Consider the following 20611-nt stretch of genomic DNA (forward strand, 5'->3'; position numbering starts at 1 on the left):
AAAGGAAGGTACTAAAACAGTAGAAGAAGGAACAAAAATTAGTCAAGAAACAGCAGCAGCTTTCTCGGAAGTAGCAAATGCGGTTAACAATGTGGTATTGAACAATCAACAAATTTCTCTAACGGCTCAACAACAAGCAGTTGCTATTAAACAAGTAGTGGATACTATGAACAGCCTCAACCTATCTGCCCAAGAAACCGCTAGTGGTATTACTCAAACCAAAGTAGGCACTCAACAATTGAACGATGCAGCCCAAAATCTCAATTCAATTGTCTAAAGGGTGCTCAGTGTTTTGGGCGAGCAGATTAGCCATTGATAGCATTGAGTGATGAATTGATCGGGCAGCCCTCCAAGCGTGTCAAACCTTCGGCATCCAAGTCAATCGATTTTAGATTTTAGATTTTAGATTTTAGATTAAAGAATTGAAGCATTGACCCCACGGATAAATTCGGGGGGCAAGTTTCATCGGATACAGATTTTTTATTTCTGGACGGATGAATCCGGCGGCTTGTATCCTGGATGCTTGATTGTCAAAACGATCGCACGCGAGTGCATCACCAAAGCCAGGGCGATCGAATTTCTGCCCTTAAACAAATCCTTCGCAGTAACGGACGATCGAACTAACACCCGCCCGAACCGCATTTCCTAGACCAACAGCACTGAACCCAGCACCAGCGTCACTACTATTTCCATAAGTTCAGAATACGATCGCTTAACTCGGTTTTAACTCATATGTTGCACCATTCTCAATAAGCTTTTTAGGAACAGGCTTTTCGGCCTGTTCCACAAGAAAATTCACTCTTTGTGGAACAGGCATCTTGCCTGTTCTTGAGAATGGTGCAATATCTCAGTTTTAACACGCTTTGCGATCGATAACTCCTGACTCCTGCTCAATAATGAATCCGTGTATCCGTGACTTCCCTGTCGTGCCTTTCTTCAACCACACCTAAAACTTGCCAAATGTCAAGGGATTAGATCGACTTTTCCCCACCTTAGCCACCAAGTCCCAAACAAGATTTAGCGCCGGAAAAAATTCCCCAAATCTCTTGCCACAAACGACCACATCGCTTGTAATATGGATCTAACTCACAGCCCGTTAAAGCAATCAACAAACAATTAAGCCGCTCAATATATTCACGCTCCAACGAGCGATCAGTTGTATTGAGCGCGCCGCGCCTATTAAGGAGCGCTAAAAGCTCGTCACACACCCCAAATATTCAGCAAGAATCATGCCATCAAGAGCCGCCAACGATGTAGACGTAGCAGAGCAATATTGGCACTACCTAGAAGTATCCAAGCTTGCAACAATCTTAGAAACCAACCTGGAAAGCGGTTTAGAACCGACAGAAGCCAACCATCGCCAACAGAAATTCGGGCCCAACGAACTAACTGTTAAAGCAGGGAAACCAGCCTGGTTAAAATTTATACTGCAATTTAACCAACCCCTCCTGATCATCTTGCTGAGTGCAGGTTTAATCAAAGCAGTGATCGGAGAATGGCTAAACGCTAGCGTAATTTGGGGCGTAACCACCACTAACGCTACTATTAGTTTCATCCAAGAAGCTGGAGCCGAGAAAAAAATTGAAGCCCTAGCCCAAGCTGTCACCACCGAAGCCACAGTTATTCGGGGCGGCAAAAAATTAAGAATTCCCTCCAAAGAACTCGTAGTCGGGGACTTAGTAACCCTGACTTCCGGCGACAAAGTACCGGCAGACTTGCGCTTAGTGAAAGTGCGCGACTTGCAAATCGACGAATCGGGACTCACCGGGGAATCTGTTGCTGTCGAAAAAGAATTAGGACAATCTGGAGACTTGGTTCTGCCACAAGAAACGCCACTAGCAGAACGGGATAACATGGCCTATGCCGGCAGTTTTGTCACTTTTGGCCAAGCTAGCGGCATCGTAATTGCGATCGCCAATAAAACCGAAACCGGCAAAATCTCCCAACTATTAGATCGGCACATCGATCTCACCACCCCCTTAACCCGCAAATTCAACCAATTCAGTCAAAACTGGCTGTTATTCGTGTTGGGAATGGCAACCTTGACCTTCGCAGTCAGATTGGGCAGACCTGTCCCAGAGGGGGTTTCAGCCTTTAAAGAAGCAGTCGAACCCGCAGTCGCCCTGATTGTCGGCGCAATTCCCGAAGGCTTACCCGCCGTCATCACCGTCACCCTAGCCGTAGGCGTTTCCCGGATGGCAAATCGCCACGCGATCGTCCGCAAATTGCCCGCAGTGGAAACCCTCGGCGGCGCTACCGTCATCTGTTCCGACAAAACCGGAACTTTGACGGAAAACGAAATGACGGTGCAAGAAATCTATTCTGGCGGCGAATCCTACTCGGTTACGGGTACGGGATACAGCCCCGAAGGTGAAATTCAACTCAACCAACTGCCAATTACTGTCAGCCAAACTCCAACTTTGCAAGAATGTTTGCAAGCTGGACTCCTTTGCAACGACTCTCAGTTGGAATTCAAAGACGATAATTGGATAGTCGTCGGAGATCCGACAGAGGGAGCGTTAATTGCTGCAGGCAAAAAAGCTGATTTGAGCCAGCAAATTTTGTCCAAGTCAATGCAGCGGCTGGATTCAATTCCCTTTGAATCTCAGTTTCAATACATGGCGACGCTGCACCGAACTCCCACTGGCAAAATTTTGTACGTCAAAGGTTCCGTAGAATCAATTCTCGGCCGCTGCGGTTCCAGTCTCGACACTCAAGGAAATCCGGTAGAAGTCGATCGCGAACAAATCCACCACCAAGTCGATGAAATGGCAAAGCAAGGCTTGCGCGTCTTGGCTTTAGCGAAAAAGCCAGTACCGCAAAGCCAAAATTCCGTCGATCACTCGGATTTGGAGTCAGGGCTGGTTTTCTTGGGACTGCAAGGCATGATTGACCCGCCGCGGGCAGAAGCGATCGCAGCCGTCCAAGCTTGTCAAACCGCCGGCATCCAAGTCAAAATGATTACCGGCGACCACATCGCTACAGCCAAGGCGATCGCCCGCCGCATGGGATTCCGCAAAACTAAACACCACAGGGAACTTGTAGCCTACACCGGTGCTCAACTCGCCGCAATGAGCAAGCAGGAACTCGGCGAAGCCGTAGAAGCCGGCTCAGTTTTTGCCCGCGTCGCCCCAGAACAAAAACTCCGCCTCGTAGAAGCTTTGCAAAATCAAGGCGAAATCGTGGCGATGACGGGAGACGGCGTTAACGACGCGCCGGCGCTGAAACAAGCGGATATCGGGATTGCGATGGGCAGCGGTACTGAGGTTTCTAAGGAAGCCGCCGACATGATTCTTACCGATGATAACTTTGCGTCGATCGAATCTGCTGTCGAAGAAGGGCGATCGGTTTACAAAAATCTGCTCAAAGCAATCAGCTTCATTCTCCCAGTCAACGGCGGAGAATCGATGACAATTTTGCTCAGCACCCTCCTCGGTCGAGAATTGCCGATTTTGTCGCTACAAATTCTCTGGCTGAATATGCTCAACTCGATCACCATGACTGTGCCTCTGGCTTTCGAGCCCAAGTCAGCGGGAGTCATGAAACAGCAGCCCCGACCGGTCAACGAACCTTTCCTCACGGGAAATCGGATCAAGCGGATCATCGCTATTTCTCTTTACAACTGGACTCTGATTTTCGGAATGTTTGAATGGGTACGCCAAGCTCCTTGGGGAACCTTGGAACTGGCCCGCACGATGGCGATTCAAGCTTTGGTAATGGGGAGAATTTTTTACCTGTTGAGTCTCAGCCAGTTGTTGCCTTCTTTGATTGCTAAGTTTAGCGGTTCTAAGGAAGAAGTTAGCGGCGCTCCCGCCCTCGGTGTGGGAATTGTCCTGGCAGTGATTTTGCAGATCATCTTTGCTAATTCTCCGTTTGTCAATCGCATATTTGAGACGGCTCCGATGAATCTGGATCAGTGGCTGATTTGCTTCGGCGTAGCCCTGCCGATGATCGGTGTTGCTCTCTCCGTCAACCGCTTTGACCCGCCCAACTAAGCTGCTGTACAAAAGTGCGATCGAACTTGTAGGTACTGCCACCGATTAGTAATTTCGGGTGTTCAGAAACCCGGTTTTTTGAAGAAACCGGGTTTCTCTGTTTTACAGAAATCGAACCTGAAAGCCCACGTCATATCATATCCGGTAAACCACTTACGATTAAGCGCCAATTTTAGTCCACCAATGAAAACCAGTTAACCCTTTGAAAACAGCTATATCGTAAGATGTTAATTATTTCTGTATAACACACTACAATTACCTCAGAAAAAATAGACATATATTAACAAAGTAAATGTGCAGTGGCTGCGATGTTGGCAACTTATTGACAAGAGATTTGAAGGCAGCCCGATCGGCCTTCGCTACAACCCTTACCCAGCAAGTCTTGGTTTGAACCAGTTTTGATAAGCCAACCAGAGCGCCCTTCCCAACGGTTCGTTATCGATAGGGCGATCCCAAAAGATTTACTTATCAAATGAATTTAATAATTGTTTTATAATTTGTGCAAGAGTAAGGTAGAGTTAATTATCAAGCCAAGAAAACGTGCGGCTCGCAAAAAGTGAGTTCACACAACTCGGCCGCTCGAAATATCGATAATCAAAAAAGTCAAATCAGCAGGGATAGTTTAAAGAATTATGCTAGCGATAAATCTTTTGCTCCCTCCTGCCAAGGAGCGCTCAAAACAGTTCGCTAAATTCCATTAGCGAACAGAAAAAAAGCGCCTTGATAAACTTCAGTGATGTCGTTACAGAAGATTATGAATTGCAGCGAGGCTAGACTATGACAAAATTTTCAGAGCAATTTTCTCGGCGTAAATTTATCGTTACAGCAGGTGCATCTGCAGTCAGTTCAATACTGCTCAAAGGGTGTTTGGGAAATCCTCCCGAACCGGGTGCTAGTGCTGGCGGTGAAGCCGCTGCTGGTGGAGGGGCAGTGCCGGTGGCAACCTCAGCAGTTGCTGTTGCCAACGAGAAAAGAGTAGAAGGAATTGAAAGCACTAAAATTACATTGGGATACATCCCGATCGTGGAAGCAGCACCTTTAATCATTGCCCAAGAAAAAGGCTTTTTTGCCAAATACGGCATGACTGAGGTAACAGTTGCCAAGCAAGCCAACTGGGGCTCGACCAGAGATAACGTAGAAATCGGATCTGCCGGGGGCGGCATTGACGGCGGCCAGTGGCAAATGCCGATGCCTTATCAAATTAGTCAAGGCCTGATCACCAAAAACAGCACCAAAATCCCGATGTATGTTCTGGCCCAGTTGAACACTCACGGAAATGGAATTGCGATCGCGGGCAAACACCAAGGCAAAGGCCTCGGACTCAAACTAGACCAAGCAGCCCAAGACTACATCAAAGGCCTAGCGAAAGCAGGCACTCCCTTCAAAGCAGCCTACACCTTCCCCAAGGCCAACCAAGACTTGTGGATTCGCTACTGGCTTGCAGCTAACGGCATCGATCCCGATACAGATGTCAGCTTGCTGACAGTGCCGGCCGCCCAAACCGTGGCCAACATGAAAACCGGAAGCATGGACGCTTTCAGCACCGGCGACCCCTGGCCTTTGCGGATTGTCAAAGAAAACATCGGCTTCATGTCAGCGCTAACTTCCGAAATCTGGAAAGCTCACCCAGAGGAATATCTCGCAATTCGCGGCGACTGGGTAGACAAGCATCCCAAAGCCACAGAAGCCGTGATAGCAGCAATCATCGAAGCGCAACAGTGGTGCGACAAGCCAGAAAATCGCCCCGAATTAGTTGCCATTCTTTCCGGCAAAAACTTCATTGACGTAAATCCGGCTGTTTTGGCGCCGCCCTTTGAAGGCAAGTATGTCATGGGCGATGGCAAACCCGACATCAACGACTTCAAGAGCAGCCCGCTGTACTGGAAAGATAGCGTCGGCAACGTTTCTTATCCCTACAAGAGCCACGATTTGTGGTTCATTACCGAAAGCGTTCGCTGGGGTTTCTTGCCGACAAAAACCTTGGCCGACAAAAAAGCACTCATTGATAAAGTCAACCGCGAAGATATCTGGAAGAACGCAGCCAAATTAGCCGGAGTGGCTGATGCTGATATTCCGAAAAGTACGTCTCGCGGCATTGAGAAGTTCTTTGATGGCAAAGAATTCAACCCGGATCAGCCCGAAGCTTATCTGAGCAGTTTGGCGATTAAAAAAGTGTGATGGGTAAAAGCTTCCCATAATTTAGCCTCAAAAATTTAGTCTCGAAAGAAAACACCGCAGAAACAGAGGAGATAAGCAGGATGGCTGTAAGTACAAGTCGGAGAGGTAGAGTCGCTCCGCAAGCGGCGCTGGGCGAGTTTTGGAAGAAGAATTCCCCGAATATATTGCCGCCAATCTTGGGGGTAATTGGATTTCTGTTTGTTTGGCAATTCCTGTCAAGTTCTGGAATTATTAAATTGCCGGGGCCGACAAGCGTTTGGACAGATGAACGGACGCGGATTTTGCTGCTGTATCCTTTCATGAATTCCAAAACCTACGGAGTCGGCTTGTTTTGGCAGACTTTAGCTAGTTTGGAACGGGTGGCAAAAGGCTATACTCTCGCCGCGGCTGTGGGAATTGGCATGGGGGTTGTGGTAGGTACAAATCCTTTTCTAAATAAGGCTTTAGATCCGCTTTTTCAGTTTTTGCGGATGGTGGCTCCTTTGGCTTGGGTGCCGATCGCCCTGGCTGCACTGCAACAAAACGAACCTGCTGCTTTGTTCGTGATTTTTATCACTTCAGTTTGGCCGATTTTGATCAACACGGCTGAAGGTGTGCGCCAAATTCCAGACGATTACAACAACGTTGCGAAAGTGCTGCAACTTACTCGGAAAGAGTATTACCTCAATATCTTGTTTCCGTCGGCACTTCCTTACATCTTCACAGGATTGAGAATTGCGATCGGTTTGGCTTGGTTGGCAATTATCGCTGCGGAAATTGTGATGTCCGGGATTACAGGTATCGGCTTCTTTATTTGGAACGCTTACCAGCAAAACTACATCAGCGAAATTTTGTTAGCTGTAGTCTACATCGGGGCTGTTGGTTTGCTGCTCGATCGCATGATGGCTTGGTTGCAGCAAAAAATTGCTCCATCTCAAGGAAAATAGTTGTGCAAGTAACTCGCTAAATAATTTTGAGTTTTGAGTTGAAAGATTTGAGTTCAAAACTCGATATTTATATTTCAGGAAACTGCAATCTACACTGGGTTACGATATCAACAACAAGCGACAGTTAAAGCTAGCTGCTAATCAAGAAAAACAAGCAGCTAGCGAAATAACAAACCTACAAAAAAGGCAAGAAAATCATGTCTATTTTGATTGAAATAGAACAACTGGAAAAAGTATTTAATTTATCAGACGGCGGCACATACGTTGCTCTCAAAGGCATCGATCTGGAAATTGAAAAAGGCGAATTTATCTCCTTAATCGGACACTCCGGCTGCGGCAAATCTACGCTGCTAAATATGGTGGCAGGTTTGGATTTGCCGACAGAAGGATTGGTGACAATTGAAGGACAAAGAATCACCCAACCAGGCCCCGATCGCATGGTAGTATTCCAAAACTATTCCCTGCTACCTTGGCGGACGGTCAGAGAAAACATTACCCTAGCCGTAGACTCGGTAATGAGCGGCTTACCCAAAGCCGAACGCCTCGAAATCATTCAAAAACACATCGACATGGTGGGCTTAACTCCCCACGCCGAAAAACAACCTGCATTGCTATCAGGGGGACAAAAACAGCGCGTGGCGATCGCCCGTGCTCTGGCCCTGCGCCCCAAACTGTTACTTCTAGACGAACCCTTCGGCGCTTTGGACGCTTTGACTCGCGGCAACTTGCAAGAAAAGTTGATGGAAATTTGCCAAGAGTACGAAATCAGCGCCCTGATGGTAACGCACGATGTGGATGAGGCAGTGTTGCTGAGCGATCGCATCGTCATGCTCACCAACGGCCCAGAATCGAAGATAGGCGGGATTCTCGAAGTAGACATCCCCCGCCCCCGCAAGCGGATGGAAGTGGTCACGCACCCCAGCTACTACGCTCTACGTAGCGAAATGATTTACTTCCTCAACCAGCAGAAGCGCGTCAAAAAACTGCGGGCGCGGAAAGTACCGGCGATCGCCCGCCACGGCCTGGAAAAAGTCAACCTCGAACTCGGCTTTATTCCGCTGGCAGCCTGTGCTCCCCTCGCTGTCGCCAAAGAAAAAGGCTTTTTTGCCAAGCACGGCCTGGATGAAGTCCACCTCGTGCGGGAAACAAGCTGGCGCGGCATCGTAGACGGCATCGCCGCAGGTTACTTAGACGCAGCCCAAATGCCCTCTGGGATGGCGATGTGGTTGAGCTTGGGGGGGCATCAAGAGCAGCCGATTCCGACGGTGACAGCCCTCACCATGAGCCGCAATGGCAACGGAATTACCCTCGCGAGGCGCTTTTACGACCAAGGGATCTACACTCTGGCAGACTTTAAAAAAATGCTCCAGAGAACGCCCGCCCAAACGCACCGTATGGGCATCGTTCACCCTTCTTCGATGCACAACCTGTTGCTGCGTTACTGGCTGGCTTCCGGCGGGATTGACCCGGATCACGATGTGTTGCTGACAAATATCCCACCGGCTCAGATGATCGTTGACTTGCAGGGCGGCACTATTGACGGTTTCTGCGTCGGCGAACCTTGGAACTTGCGGGCCTCGATGGAAGGAGTCGGCTTTACGGTGGCTACAGATTTGGAACTGTGGCCGGGGCATCCGGGAAAAATTTTGGGGGTGCGGGAAGACTGGGCAAATGCTTATCCCAACACTCACATTGCTCTAGTCAAAGCTTTGCTCGAAGCTTGCAACTATTGCGCCGATCCAAGTCGCGCCGCGGAGGTTTCGGAAATTGTCGCGGGAAGGGAGTACGTCGCTACTGATAAGAGTTACATCCAACTCGGCGACCCCAAATCTTCTGCTTGCAACCTCGATACTCCGATGCGGGAATACGCCCACCACTTGTTTTCTGGAGAGGGGGTGAATCGCCCAAGCCGCACCGAACAACTCTGGCACATGGTGCAGATGGCGCGCTGGGGCGATACTGTGTTCCCGCGCAACTGGGTGGAAATTCTGGAGCGGGTGGTGCGAGTCGGTGCGTTCAGCACGGCGGCGCGAGAGCTGGGGATGGCTGATATTACTTACACTCGCGGTTCTCTCAGCTTGTTTGACGGCTCGGTGTTTAATGCTGACGATCCGATCGGCTATCTCAACAGTCTGGCGATTAAACGCGATTTCACGATGGCGGAAGTTGTACTTGATTCCGACCGTAGAGTTGCTTAAAGTGGTTTTCAGTAGGATGCAAACAGGGTAATTGCTAATTGTTTAGTTGCTCATTGCTAATGGCTAGTTAGTAATTCCTTCTTCCCTCTTCCCTCTTCCTTCTTCCTTCTTCCTTCTTCCTTCACCTATAACCCACTAACAAGTTCCAAAATCATGCTCAACACCACTACGAACCAAACTCAAACCAAAAAGCAAGACAAGAAAGTAAAGGATCGCCGGAAGCCTTTTTTGGTGATGGAAAATGTTCACAAATCATACCCAAATGGTTACAGAGCTTTAGAAAACGTTAACTTGACTGTAGCTGAGGGAGAGTTTATTACGCTGATCGGACACTCGGGTTGTGGCAAGTCAACGCTGTTGAATATGGTGTCGGGTTTTAGCCATCCGACTCAAGGCAGCGTCAGAATTAGCGGGCAAAAAATTGAGAAGCCGGGCCCCGATCGCATGGTGGTGTTTCAGGGTTACGCTTTGTTGCCTTGGCGGACGGTGTTTGAAAATGTTTACCTTGCGGTTAATGCTGTATTTCCTGAGAAGTCGAAGGTCGAAAAAAATGCGATCGTCAACGAGCATTTGGCGATGGTGGGATTGACTGAAGCTGCTGAGAAAAGACCGCCGCAAATTTCGGGGGGGATGAAGCAGCGGGTTTCGATCGCCCGCGCCTTGGCAATTCGCCCGAAAGTGCTGATTTTAGACGAACCTTTTGGTGCTCTGGACGCAATTACTAAGGAGGAATTGCAAGAAGAGTTGCTGAAAATCTGGAACGATCACCGCTGTACGGTGTTGATGATTACTCACGACATTGATGAAGCGCTGTTTTTGGCCGATCGACTGGTGATGATGACTAACGGCCCGTCGGCGACAATCGGTGAAGTTTTGGAGATTCCTTTCCCGCGTCCGCGCGATCGGGTTCAAATGATGGAAGATCCGGAATACTACAATTTGCGGAACTACGCCCTAGATTTCCTGTTCCGTCGTTTTGCACACGATCACGATGCCTAATCGGTTGGGAAATCAAAGTTCAAGAGGAGAATTATGAGACTTCTCGAACAAGTTTAATTCTTGTGCGGAGTAGGGATTAGGCATCCTGCCGGCCCAAGAGGAGCTTTTTTGCAGAAGTCTATTGAAAAGTTTAAGCCCCAGTGTTCCCCGATGTCAGGGGAACATCGCTGCGGGCGCAATTTTCCCGATCCGGTTGGGTAAACTGAAGCTTAATGGTGGACGAGAAGTTTTTTCGGACGTTCGGATCTTTTTCCGATATTTTACGTCTACCAGCGAAGAGACCCGATTGCCTAGCTGTCGGTAAGCTGGCATGAATAGAGCCCACCTTCGATCGAGGGTGGGCTTCTTCTTGATGTTATTAACCGTTTGTGGGCGATCGGTGGTTGGTGCATTCCACCCTTGGAACTGGCACACTGCAGGAACGTTTATCGGTGTTTCATGGATTAAGGCTGTTTTCAATATAGCGGTTTTCAGTGGAGTAAAGTAGAGACGATCGGGTAGGGAAACGGCTGATCCTAAGTCCGGCGCGGGGATTTGCGACTTTTAACCATTGGTATAAGAGTGATGATTGTAGCAAGACTTTTTTAAATTGGTATCACTCAGGTTTGCACGGAAAACTCCTCTGGGTCAATATCCCAATTTACCCAGCGAATTGCTTCTTTAGCAGATCGCACATCAGGCGGCACTCGCAAAACGTGAATGTGTCCCGTACTCGGACAAGTCATTTTTAACAAATAAACTGGCTTTGCATTACCCACCCGATCAAAATCATCGTCAAACTCGATGCTTAATAAAGTGTATTCCTGCCAACTATCTAATTCTGTCACCGCTAATTCTTGAATTATGCGATCGTAAGTAATTCCCTGAATTAACGCGCGCCGAATTTCTGCATTCTGTTCCTTCAACACCCACTTAGGATCGCGAATTAAATAACTTACAATTTTAATTGTTATTGTGGGATGGGCGTCCCGCCCGTCCCACAATCTTGTGGAAGTTATTTAATTCTCATTCCTTAGACTGCGACTGGTGCGGGTGCAGGCTACCTTACCATTCGGGTAAAATCACGCCGTGATAGGCATAAATCGAAACACCGTCGGCCAATTGTACCGCTGGTGTTCCTTCGGCGTGCAAGCGGTGGTTGCTGTCATGGCACGACCTCCTTTAACTATATTTATAGCAATTTGAATTCACCAAAGTTTGCCAGCACATTGGTAGGGTGCGTCTGACACAAAAAATTTGTTTAAATCGAAACCATAGATTTATGACGCACCATACAAGTTGATTTAACTATTATATTATCCTTGAAATCGGGCAACCGAAACCCGATCGCGCCCTGCTTCTTTCGCCCGATAAAGCGACTCATCGGCGATCGCAATTAGCTCTCCCGGCTGGGACTTCACCTCCGGAAGGCAGCAAGCTACACCCAAACTCAACGTCACGTATTCGCTGACAGCAGACTTAGCGTGAGCTATGTGCAAGCCCCGCACCTGTTGTGCGATCATTTCAGCTACGCAAGTGGCACCTTCAATATCCGTATTCGGCAAAACTACTACAAATTCTTCTCCACCGTAACGCGCTACTAAATCTGCCGCTCGCTTTACCGAATGCTGGATCACCGCCGCCACTTTCCGCAAACATTCATCCCCCGCTTGGTGACCATAAGTGTCGTTGTAAAGTTTGAAATAATCAATGTCGCACATAATCAAAGACAGCGGTGCTTCTTCCCTCGCCAAACGCCGCCATTCCGTATCGAGGTATTCATTAAAAGAGTGGCGGTTTCTTACCTCAGTCAAACTGTCGTAATTTGCCAAATAATGCAAGGCTCGATTCACTGTTTCTAACTGCTGTTTCTGCTGCAGCAACTGACGGTTGAGTTCCGCCAACTGCTGTTCGGCTGAGTGCGATCGCAACAAATTTCTCACCCTCGCGAGCAATTCCCTATCGTCAAAAGGCTTTGAAATATAATCGTCAGCACCCGCATCCAAACTTTCGATCCGAGATTCCATCCCCGATCGGGCTGTCAAAAAGATTACAGGAGTAGATTTCAATTCGGGCGTGTTCCGAATCTCCTTGAGCAAATCCAGCCCGTTTTGTCTGGGCATAACTTGGTCGCTCACAATCAAATTTGGCTGCAAACTTTTGGCTTTTTCTAAACCTTCAACCCCGTCACTCGCCACGGCGACTCGATAGTACGGACTTAATAAAGTTTGGAGGTAAGCCAGCAGAAAATTGTTGTCTTCTACTACCAGCAACAGCGGTAATTCTCGGCTGTCACTTGTTAATTCTTCCAGATGATTTTTGTCGTCAAAACTGTTAGGTGCCGGCAGCGGGGTCTGGGGTGTGGTCGTCCGGACATTTCCCGAACCCCACTCTCCCGATCCGAATCCACTCAGTCCAGCCAATTGGGCGATCGCGATCACCAACTGATTCGCTTCCACCGGCTTCGACAAATGCCTCTGAAACCCGGCCTCCAGCGCTTCGGCCGAATCTTCTTCCTCAATGCCTCCCGTCAGCGCCACGGCCGGCAGGAGTTCCCTGTGCTCGGACATTTCCATTGCTCTGATGCGGCGGATCAAATCGCAACCGTCGGCTCCCGATACCGTCATATCGCTCACCAACACGTCGGGCCGCGACTGTTGCAACTCGGCCATCGCTTCGCAGGCGCTACCCACCGCTGTTACCTTGGCTCCAAATGCTTCGAGGCCAGTTTTGAGGAATTGCCGGATCTCGGTGCTGCTTTCCACCACCAGGACTTGCTTTCCCGCTAGGGGTTTGGAAACCGATCCGCGTCTGCTTTCCCTTTGGGCGATCGCAGCAGTGCGATCGTCGGGTGCATTTTCCTTGGCAATCGGTAGCAGCACCCCAAAGGTCGCCCCCTGACCGAGGCCGGGACTCGAAGCCCAAACACTTCCCCCGTGCAGTTCCACTAACTGCCGCACAATTGAGAGCCCGAGCCCAAGCCGATTTTGTTCCTTGTTCTGGAAGCTGTCTGCAGGGCGGAAGTAGTCAAAGATGTGCGGCAGAAATTTGGGGTCGATGCCGCAACCGCTGTCGCTGACCCGAATCAAGACGCCCGACTCAGTAGCCTCGATCCGCACTTGAACTGGGTATGGTGTCGATTCTGGGGTGAATTTGATGGCGTTTGCAAGGAGGTTCCAGACTATTTGCTGCAAGCGTTCTGCATCTGCCAAAACGTAGCTGACGGCGGGGTCGAAATGTTTTTCTACGCGGAGGTTTTTGGCATCGGCGGCGGGACGGAGGGTCTCGATCGCAGATTCTATGATAGACGGGAGGTGAACTTGGCCGATGTTCAGGCACACTTTCCCTCGCAGCAACCGCGAGAGGTCGAGGAGATTGTCTATTTGCCTGTTTTGTAATTTGGCGTTGCGCTCGATGATTTCCAAAGCGCGGCTGGTGGTGGCTTCGTTTAAATTGCGCGATCGAGCTAGCTGCGCCCATCCCAAAATCGCACTGAGGGGCGATCGCAGTTCGTGGGAGGCGATCGCCAGAAATTCGTCTTTTGCCCGGTTGGCTTCGACTTGGGCTGCTTCCACGGCTTTGCGATCGGTGATGTCGAATCCGATCGCCAAATACTGACAGGGTTTTCCCTTACAGTCCAACACTGGAACTACTGCTGCGTACACCCAATAATCACTTCCATTCTTGGCTTTATTCTTAATGTCTCCTTGCCAAACTTCACCTTTGGCAACTGTTGATAGCAGATTTTTGATTATTTCCGAAGATTTATATTCCGAATGGAGGATGCCGAAGTGGCAGCCGATTAGTTCGGCTTGGGAATAGTTGGATATGGAGCAAACTCGTTCGCTGACATAGTTAATAATTCCTCGCGCGTCAGTCCTCAGCGCCAGTGCCGATCGGTCGATCGCTCCTTTAAAATCTAAACATTCTTGTAGCGACGAATCTAGTTCTTTTGTCGTAGAAAATTGACCGAGCCGATCGGACGCGTTGTGTTGCTGGCGATCGGGCTTATCCTTACTCCGTTGTTGGATTTCCATTGCTTCTATTTTCCCCTGACGGCTGACACCTAATCTACTCGCATCCTGATTCATTATCACAATTTTCTTTCCCGCACCTGCGGGTGTAATATTTTGTATCTCTTCATCTTCCTGAAAAATTGGCAGGCACCACATCCACTCTGGAGTCAACTCAATTGTTGTTTATAGTTGGCTAAAGTTTGTCAATCTGAGGACTGATTTTTTCAGATATAGCCGATCGTCGGCTGCTGGCTCATTTTTTTTTATCTTTTATCTTTTATATTTTACTAGGGGGAATCACGGAGAAATTTATGGTGTAGAGCACACACCGACAGTTGCATTGTTGTTTGAAACGGATATCATAACCGTCAACTTTTTTCTCACAATTACTCCTAGTATCTGGCACAAAGTCTCGTCTTCGGCAGGCTTTCGCGTCTGTGGCATTCTGCCTCATCTGCACTGAAGGAGATATATGTGCAGGGCTAGACAGTTCCCAAATCAGGGGCGGGTTTGGGTGCACGAAGTCCCTATCTGGCGATCGTCCATAACTTCTTTTAAATTATTTTCTTCAACATCTTGACAGCTCTGTATATTTTTTGTATTATCAAATGTAATATACCTTCAGACCATAGAACCGCCCAACTGCCTTGGCGCACTCAACTATTAACAATGTGAGGAAAATCGTCTGTGAATTTAGACGCTGTACGCGAGCAATTTGAACAAAGAGCCTTTGATTATGACGGCTTAATTCCCCGCCTCATTCCGCGCTATGGCGAGCAACACGATGTAATATTGCAGTTAATCCCTTCTGAAACTAATGCTAACATAAAAGTTCTGGATTTAGGTGCGGGAACTGGCATACTGTCGGCTATGATTCTGCAAGCATTTCCTCAAGCAAAAGTCCTAGCCTTTGACATGGCCAAGAATATGCTGAAAACTTGCAAAACTAACTTGTCCGCTTTCCGAGAACGGCTGACCTTGCAGCAAGGAAACTTTGCCGAAGATGATTTCGGCAGCGGTTACGATTTGGTAGTTTCAGGGTTGGCAATCCACCACCTCGACAGCGCAGGCAAACAACAGCTATTTCACAAACTTTTCCACTCGATGAATCCAGGGGGAATCTTGCTAATTCGAGATATTGTGACAGGTGCTACTCCCCGGCTGACTGAGCAATACGAACAGTTGTGGCGGCAGTACATGAAAGCTAACGGAGAAGACGATGCAGCCTGGTTTCAAAAATATCGAGAAGAAGATATTCCCTCCTCTGTGGAAGAGCAGACTAAGTGGCTTGCAGAAGCTGGTTTTGCCGACGCCGGATGTCACTGGCGCTATCTAAATTTTGCTATTTTTGGCGGAGTTATCCCAAGGTAGAAGGCATTCGGCAGAATGCAGAGTTTTTGATAATTATCAAAATATAAAGCTCGTGAAAAATCGCCCATCCAACACTTTTTTATTCGCAGACGCCGAACCTAATTGTGTAGGTAGTTAAGGGCGGACTTTAGCGCTAGAATTCGCGCATAAGACCATTTTTGACGTTCGGGAATCATTTTCTGCAAACCTTTAGATGCGGGTTCACTCAAGCGCCCTCTGGCAGTGCAAACAGATTCAACAAACCCGCCTCAAATCAACGATATAACCAGATCGTGACATTTTATAAAAGGTGATTTAAAAGCTCAATCAATAAAGTAGAATTATGAACGATTCTCGATTAGTAAAAATCAGCAAATATCTCAGCAAACACCTGCGTCACGCGCCCTCGCGCATCGGCATTGAACTCGCTCCCGGTGGCTGGGTTTCTGTTAGCGAACTCCTCGATGCGTGCCAAAAAAATAACTTTCCAGTTCAGCTTGCAGAACTCACCACAGTAGTCGCGCAAAACGACAAGCAGCGCTTTTCATTCGACTCCACAGGCACTCTAATTCGTGCTAACCAAGGACACAGCGTAGAGGTTGACTTGCAGTTAGAACCCGCTGTTCCCCCGGATATTTTATATCACGGAACAGGTAGCACTGCCGTCGAGTCTATTCTCAGTCAAGGAATTAGGAAAATGTCGCGACATCATGTTCATTTGTCGGTGAATATCCAAACGGCGCGCCAAGTAGGTGCAAGACATGGCATCCCGACAGTCTTTACTGTAGATGCCGCAGCCATGCAACGCGACTGTCATACATTTTACTGTTCGGCTAACAAAGTTTGGCTAGTAGATTTTGTGCCGCCCGCTTATCTCAAAATAAGTTGAGAAATTTCACTTTTTTTGTAGAATGTGTACCACAAAAACTGTAAAATAAGAGTAACTAGGAGTTTTGCAAAATGAGTGCGGAAGATATGGGCGATCGCGAAAACAATTTTCATCAAAGCAATTCTCAAAATAGAGGTCTGCTAGGCTCTGGTTGGCGACCTTTTTACCGTCAATTTGATTGGGAACACCTGGCACATTTAGCGTCTAGTGACCCCTTAGAACTAGCTCAAAAAACTTTAGGGGCAGCTAGCGACATTGCCGACGCAATGGGACGGCACCAATATACCTGGTGGGCAAATATTTTAAATGTCTTCTCGGAAAATACTCGCTACGAAATTGATGAGTTTTGGGATTACATTACTCCGCAGCCAGTTTACCCTGATTACCGCTACAAAGACATTTTAGCTACCGAAACGCCAGTGGTACAATTGGTCAGCCGCGCTAGCATTCCTATCGACTACGTTCTCAACAAACTCCAAGAAATTACTGTTTTCAAAGTTCTGGCTTTGCTAGGGAAACCGGATGCAATTACCCAGTCTTTTATGGAGCGACATTTTTCTTATCCCCCGGAGCGATTTGTTAGCTGGGAACGCTTGGAAGTTTTGGGTACTGTTTATGCTTCTTGGGCTCGATTCGGCTGCTGGCTGCAAATTGAGAGTTACGACAGGGGAAGACGCTGTTACACTCTGATTTGCCAAGATATTGCACCGCTTGTTAGCAAGGCAACTTACAATTTAGCGGTGATTCTGGGCGGGTACAAAAGCCGCGTCGGACAGGTTCACAGCCAGTTCCCAATTCGCACGTTTTCTGCGGAGGTTCAAAGTTTTACCGATACAGTTCAGCAGGCAATTTTGGATCAAAATCAGTTGGCTGTTTTGGTTAGTGGCGAACCGGGAACGGGCAAAACTGCTTGGACGCAAGCGGTAGCAAAGGAAATTTTAGTGCCGCTGGGTTATGTGATTTTTATCTTAGACCACGATGCTGTGGAAAATTTTGTGCCACCGAGTTATTTGGAGCGGATTTGTATTATTATCAATGAGGCTGATAATTTGGCTCAAGATCGATCGACCCCAGAAGCCCAACGCACTAACAAAACTGAACATATTTTGAGTTTGCTGGATGGAACTTTGTATCAAAGCGTCATCGACGATCAAGGGATTCAATTTCAGCAAAAACTCGTAGTTTTGATGACTTGCAACACCACTGAAAGATTAGATCCTGCAATGTTACGGAAAGGGAGAGTGGATTTTACCAGTGAATTTACGCACAAATTTGTTTGAGCGCTCTCTTGCATTCTTAAGCGCTCGGGCGATCGCACTGGCTACACGATCTCATACCATGTTCGATGTGGGATTTTCAATTAAAGAATTGGGAATGACTGAGGAAGCTCATGGTTTGGATCGCGGGTCTACAGTTGCATTCTTTTGGGAACTTGTATAAAATACCGAACAATCACCAGGAAATCTTCTGAATATCAAAGTTTGGGGGAAACTTTCTTGAGTACCTATAGACCATTAGTGTCAACAATCGCCTAAAACCCTTTTTCTCTCTCGTTTTTTGCCTAGTCTCGCTGCCCTCTTGCGCCCCGGAATAGTCGCGGGAGACAAGAGAGCACTCCAGTCCCCTCCGACTATTATTCGGAGGGCGCCAGCGCGATCTATGCCTAATCCTCAAACAGCAACCGGGCACTAGCTTTGGTCTTAAGTAGATAGCAATGCCTATAGACATATCCCCATCAAAAATGATATCAATGATGGGTGATACCCTCTAAGGGTATCGTCCGAGAGAGCAAATCAGGGGAAAATAGCATTTTTGGTCTCAAACAGAATTTTTCAAACTTGACAGCTATGGAGGAAATCCCAAACCGTGCACACTAAGCCAGTTCAGCAAAAAAGTCAGGGACTGGGAAGGTACGTTGACGGGACTTTCCCGATCGCCCAACAACCTGCAGAGGCAGCCGTGTCCGAGAGTAAAGAGCGATTTCGGCGGTTTGTGGAGCGCTCCGCCGAGGCCGTGGCAATGGTAGATTGTGAAATGCGCTATCTGTCGGTTTCTCGTCGCTGGGAAACAGATTGGGGGTTGGGCGACGGCGAGGCGATCGGCCGATCTCATTGGGAACTGTTCCCGAATCTCCCGGAATATTGGGAGCAAAATGCCCAGGCTTGTTTGACGGGAGTTTTGGAATACAGTGAGTTTGTGGCAGGGCGATCGATCGCATCTGTATCAGGAAAAAGCGCAAGCGGCTGTGTCAGCGAGTCGGTAAGATGGGTATTTCAGCCTTGGAAAAATAGCGAAGGTGCGATCGGCGGTTTGATTTTGTTTGCATCTAAGATAGCTGAGGCTCCCGCTCAAACCAATTGCTATAATAAATTTCAGTCCGAGGTCAAAAGAAAGCAGTTAGAAACAATACCAAAACTAACTCAAATTGCCCTCGAAAATGCTGCTGATACAATCTTTTTTAGTACCTCCGACGGTCAAATTTGCTACGCGAACAAAGCCGCTTGCCATCTTTTCGGCTACTCGGAATCGGAACTGCTAAACATGAGAGTTAGCGACATCGATTCGCATTTGCCAGCATCGGATTGGCGAGAACACTGGGATCAACTCAAGCAGCAAACCAACCTCACTTTTGAAACCAGTTACAAAACCAAAGACGGCGCCAGTTTTTCCGTCGAAGTTAAAGTCAATTATTTAGAATACGGCGGGTGCGAATACCGCTGCGCGATCGCCCGCGACATTTCCGCTCGCCTCGCAGCAGAATCAGCGCTCGTACAGGCAAAAGAGCAACTTCAAGCCGTTTTAGACGCCGTGCCCGGATTAGTTTCTTGGGTAAGTTCCGATTTGCGCTACTTGGGAGTAAACCGACATTTAGCTAGCGCTTATAAAATGCCGTCCGAACTATTTATCGGTCAAAAAGTAGGTTTTTTAGATACAAGTCCTAAATTTAACGATTTAGTATACGATTTCTTTGGCAGCCATAAAAAGAAGACATCTCAAGAAGTAACAGCGAGCATCAGAGGAGAAAATAAAACTTATCTAATAGTGGCTCAAAAATACCAGAACAGTACGGCGGCAGTATTTGTGGGATTGGATATTACAGAAAGCAAACAGTCTCTGTTAGCTTTGCAAGAATCCGAAGAACGCCTGCGACAACAAGCGGCTAAATTAGAGCAGACGCTGTTGATTTTGCAGCAAACTCAAACTCAACTGATTCAAACAGAAAAGATGTCATCTCTGGGGCAGTTAGTAGCAGGAATAGCCCACGAAATTAACAATCCAGTTAGTTTTATTTCCGGCAATGTCAGCCACGCCACGGGCTACATTCAAGAACTGCTGCGAACGATCGACCTTTACCAAAAGTATTATCCCCATCCCGTGCCGGAAATTCAAGATTTGATTGAAGAATTAGACTTAGACTTCATCAAAAAAGACTTGCCAAAACTGCTAAATTCAATGAAAGTCGGTTCCGAAAGGATTAGGGATGTCGTGCGATCGCTCCGTTTGTTCTCGCGTACCGACGAAGCCCAAATGAAGCCGGCAGATATCCACGAAGGTTTGGACAGCACTTTGCTGATCTTGCAAAATCGCCTGCAAGCTAAAGGGGGACGGCCGGGGATTTCTCTAGTTAAAGAGTACGGAGATTTGCCGCGAGTTCACTGCTATCCGGGGCACTTAAACCAAGTGTTCATGCACTTGTTGACAAATGCGATCGACGCTTTGGAAGAAGGGGGGAGAAATGCCGAAAATTATGGTAAAATTCAAAATCAGTCTTACTTGTCTTCAGCCCCGTCGAGTTCTGAAATATTCAATCCCGAAATTCGGATTCGGACTTCCGTGGTAGGGGAAAACGAAGTTGCGATCGCCATTAGTGACAACGGCCCGGGCATGACTGAAGAAGTCCTCGACTGCATCTTTGACCCTTTGTTTACCACTAAATGTCCAGACACAAGCACTGGTTTGGGTCTAGCAATATCCCAGCATTTAGTAGTAGAAAAGCACGGCGGTAAGTTGCACTGTGTTTCGCGTCCGGGAGAGGGAACTGAGTTGATCATTAAAATTGCGATCGGCAACGATTAATGAG

Annotated in this window: 12 protein-coding genes and 2 pseudogenes; 11 read left to right on the forward strand and 3 right to left on the reverse strand. The window is 47.9% G+C overall.

The window, feature by feature from the left end; all coding sequences use genetic code 11:
* The 7 genes and pseudogenes from QUA00_RS28895 to QUA00_RS28925 all read left to right on the forward strand — a co-directional run.
* Positions 1 to 277: pseudogene (locus QUA00_RS28895) on the forward strand (chemotaxis protein); the annotation flags it as partial.
* A gap of 153 nt (positions 278 to 430) precedes the next feature.
* Entirely contained in the window at positions 431 to 649 is a 219-nt protein-coding gene (locus QUA00_RS28900) for a hypothetical protein (RefSeq protein WP_333411995.1), read from the forward strand.
* A 580-nt stretch (positions 650 to 1229) separates the two neighbouring features.
* Positions 1230 to 3995, forward strand: a complete 2766-nt coding sequence (locus tag QUA00_RS28905; protein WP_333142431.1) for an HAD-IC family P-type ATPase — start codon at positions 1230 to 1232, stop codon at positions 3993 to 3995.
* Between the two features lie 777 nt (positions 3996 to 4772).
* Positions 4773 to 6173 (forward strand): CmpA/NrtA family ABC transporter substrate-binding protein, encoded by a 1401-nt coding sequence (locus QUA00_RS28910; protein WP_333411996.1) that lies wholly within the window; start codon positions 4773 to 4775, stop codon positions 6171 to 6173.
* Positions 6174 to 6253: 80 nt separating this feature from the next.
* Complete coding sequence (gene ntrB, locus QUA00_RS28915; protein WP_333411997.1) at positions 6254 to 7099, forward strand: nitrate ABC transporter permease; 846 nt, start codon at positions 6254 to 6256, stop codon at positions 7097 to 7099.
* Positions 7100 to 7296: 197 nt separating this feature from the next.
* Entirely contained in the window at positions 7297 to 9297 is a 2001-nt protein-coding gene (locus QUA00_RS28920) for a nitrate ABC transporter ATP-binding protein (protein ID WP_333280652.1), read from the forward strand.
* A 153-nt stretch (positions 9298 to 9450) separates the two neighbouring features.
* Positions 9451 to 10296: a nitrate ABC transporter ATP-binding protein gene (locus tag QUA00_RS28925; protein ID WP_333142427.1), complete on the forward strand. Its 846-nt coding sequence runs from the start codon at positions 9451 to 9453 to the stop codon at positions 10294 to 10296.
* Positions 10297 to 10449: 153 nt separating this feature from the next.
* Here QUA00_RS28925 and QUA00_RS28930 read toward each other — a convergent pair whose 3' ends face one another.
* The 3 genes and pseudogenes from QUA00_RS28930 to QUA00_RS28940 form a co-directional block, all read right to left on the reverse strand.
* Complete coding sequence (locus QUA00_RS28930) at positions 10450 to 10755, reverse strand: hypothetical protein (protein ID WP_333411998.1); 306 nt, start codon at positions 10753 to 10755, stop codon at positions 10450 to 10452.
* A 140-nt stretch (positions 10756 to 10895) separates the two neighbouring features.
* A pseudogene (locus QUA00_RS28935) lies at positions 10896 to 11442 on the reverse strand (DUF6745 domain-containing protein); the annotation flags it as partial.
* 149 nt (positions 11443 to 11591) lie between these two features.
* A complete protein-coding gene (locus tag QUA00_RS28940) occupies positions 11592 to 14462 on the reverse strand; it encodes a diguanylate cyclase (RefSeq protein ID WP_333411999.1) in 2871 nt (956 codons plus the stop codon).
* Between the two features lie 516 nt (positions 14463 to 14978).
* Between QUA00_RS28940 and QUA00_RS28945 the strand changes: the two genes are divergently transcribed.
* From QUA00_RS28945 to QUA00_RS28960, 4 genes are all read left to right on the forward strand, one after another.
* Complete coding sequence (locus QUA00_RS28945; RefSeq protein WP_333412000.1) at positions 14979 to 15662, forward strand: class I SAM-dependent methyltransferase; 684 nt, start codon at positions 14979 to 14981, stop codon at positions 15660 to 15662.
* Between the two features lie 322 nt (positions 15663 to 15984).
* Positions 15985 to 16530 carry an RNA 2'-phosphotransferase gene (locus tag QUA00_RS28950; RefSeq protein WP_333412001.1) on the forward strand — a complete coding sequence of 182 codons (546 nt, stop codon included), beginning with the start codon at positions 15985 to 15987 and terminating at the stop codon, positions 16528 to 16530.
* Between the two features lie 71 nt (positions 16531 to 16601).
* The gene (locus QUA00_RS28955) at positions 16602 to 17810 is read left to right on the forward strand and encodes an AAA family ATPase (protein ID WP_333142423.1); all 1209 of its coding nucleotides are present in this window, start codon (positions 16602 to 16604) and stop codon (positions 17808 to 17810) included.
* A 586-nt stretch (positions 17811 to 18396) separates the two neighbouring features.
* Positions 18397 to 20607: a PAS domain S-box protein gene (locus tag QUA00_RS28960; protein WP_333412002.1), complete on the forward strand. Its 2211-nt coding sequence runs from the start codon at positions 18397 to 18399 to the stop codon at positions 20605 to 20607.
* The last annotated feature ends 4 nt before the right edge of the window (positions 20608 to 20611 follow it).

The sequence above is a fragment of the Microcoleus sp. T2B6 genome, assembly GCF_036700475.1.
Taxonomy (GTDB): domain Bacteria; phylum Cyanobacteriota; class Cyanobacteriia; order Cyanobacteriales; family Microcoleaceae; genus Microcoleus.

Coding starts and splice junctions, on each gene's coding strand:
- QUA00_RS28905 (WP_333142431.1), top strand. CDS start 1,230: ATGCCATCAAGAGCCGCCAACGATGTAGACGTAGCAGAGCAATATTGG.
- QUA00_RS28910 (WP_333411996.1), top strand. CDS start 4,773: ATGACAAAATTTTCAGAGCAATTTTCTCGGCGTAAATTTATCGTTACA.
- ntrB (WP_333411997.1), top strand. CDS start 6,254: ATGGCTGTAAGTACAAGTCGGAGAGGTAGAGTCGCTCCGCAAGCGGCG.
- QUA00_RS28920 (WP_333280652.1), top strand. CDS start 7,297: ATGTCTATTTTGATTGAAATAGAACAACTGGAAAAAGTATTTAATTTA.
- QUA00_RS28925 (WP_333142427.1), top strand. CDS start 9,451: ATGCTCAACACCACTACGAACCAAACTCAAACCAAAAAGCAAGACAAG.
- QUA00_RS28950 (WP_333412001.1), top strand. CDS start 15,985: ATGAACGATTCTCGATTAGTAAAAATCAGCAAATATCTCAGCAAACAC.
- QUA00_RS28955 (WP_333142423.1), top strand. CDS start 16,602: ATGAGTGCGGAAGATATGGGCGATCGCGAAAACAATTTTCATCAAAGC.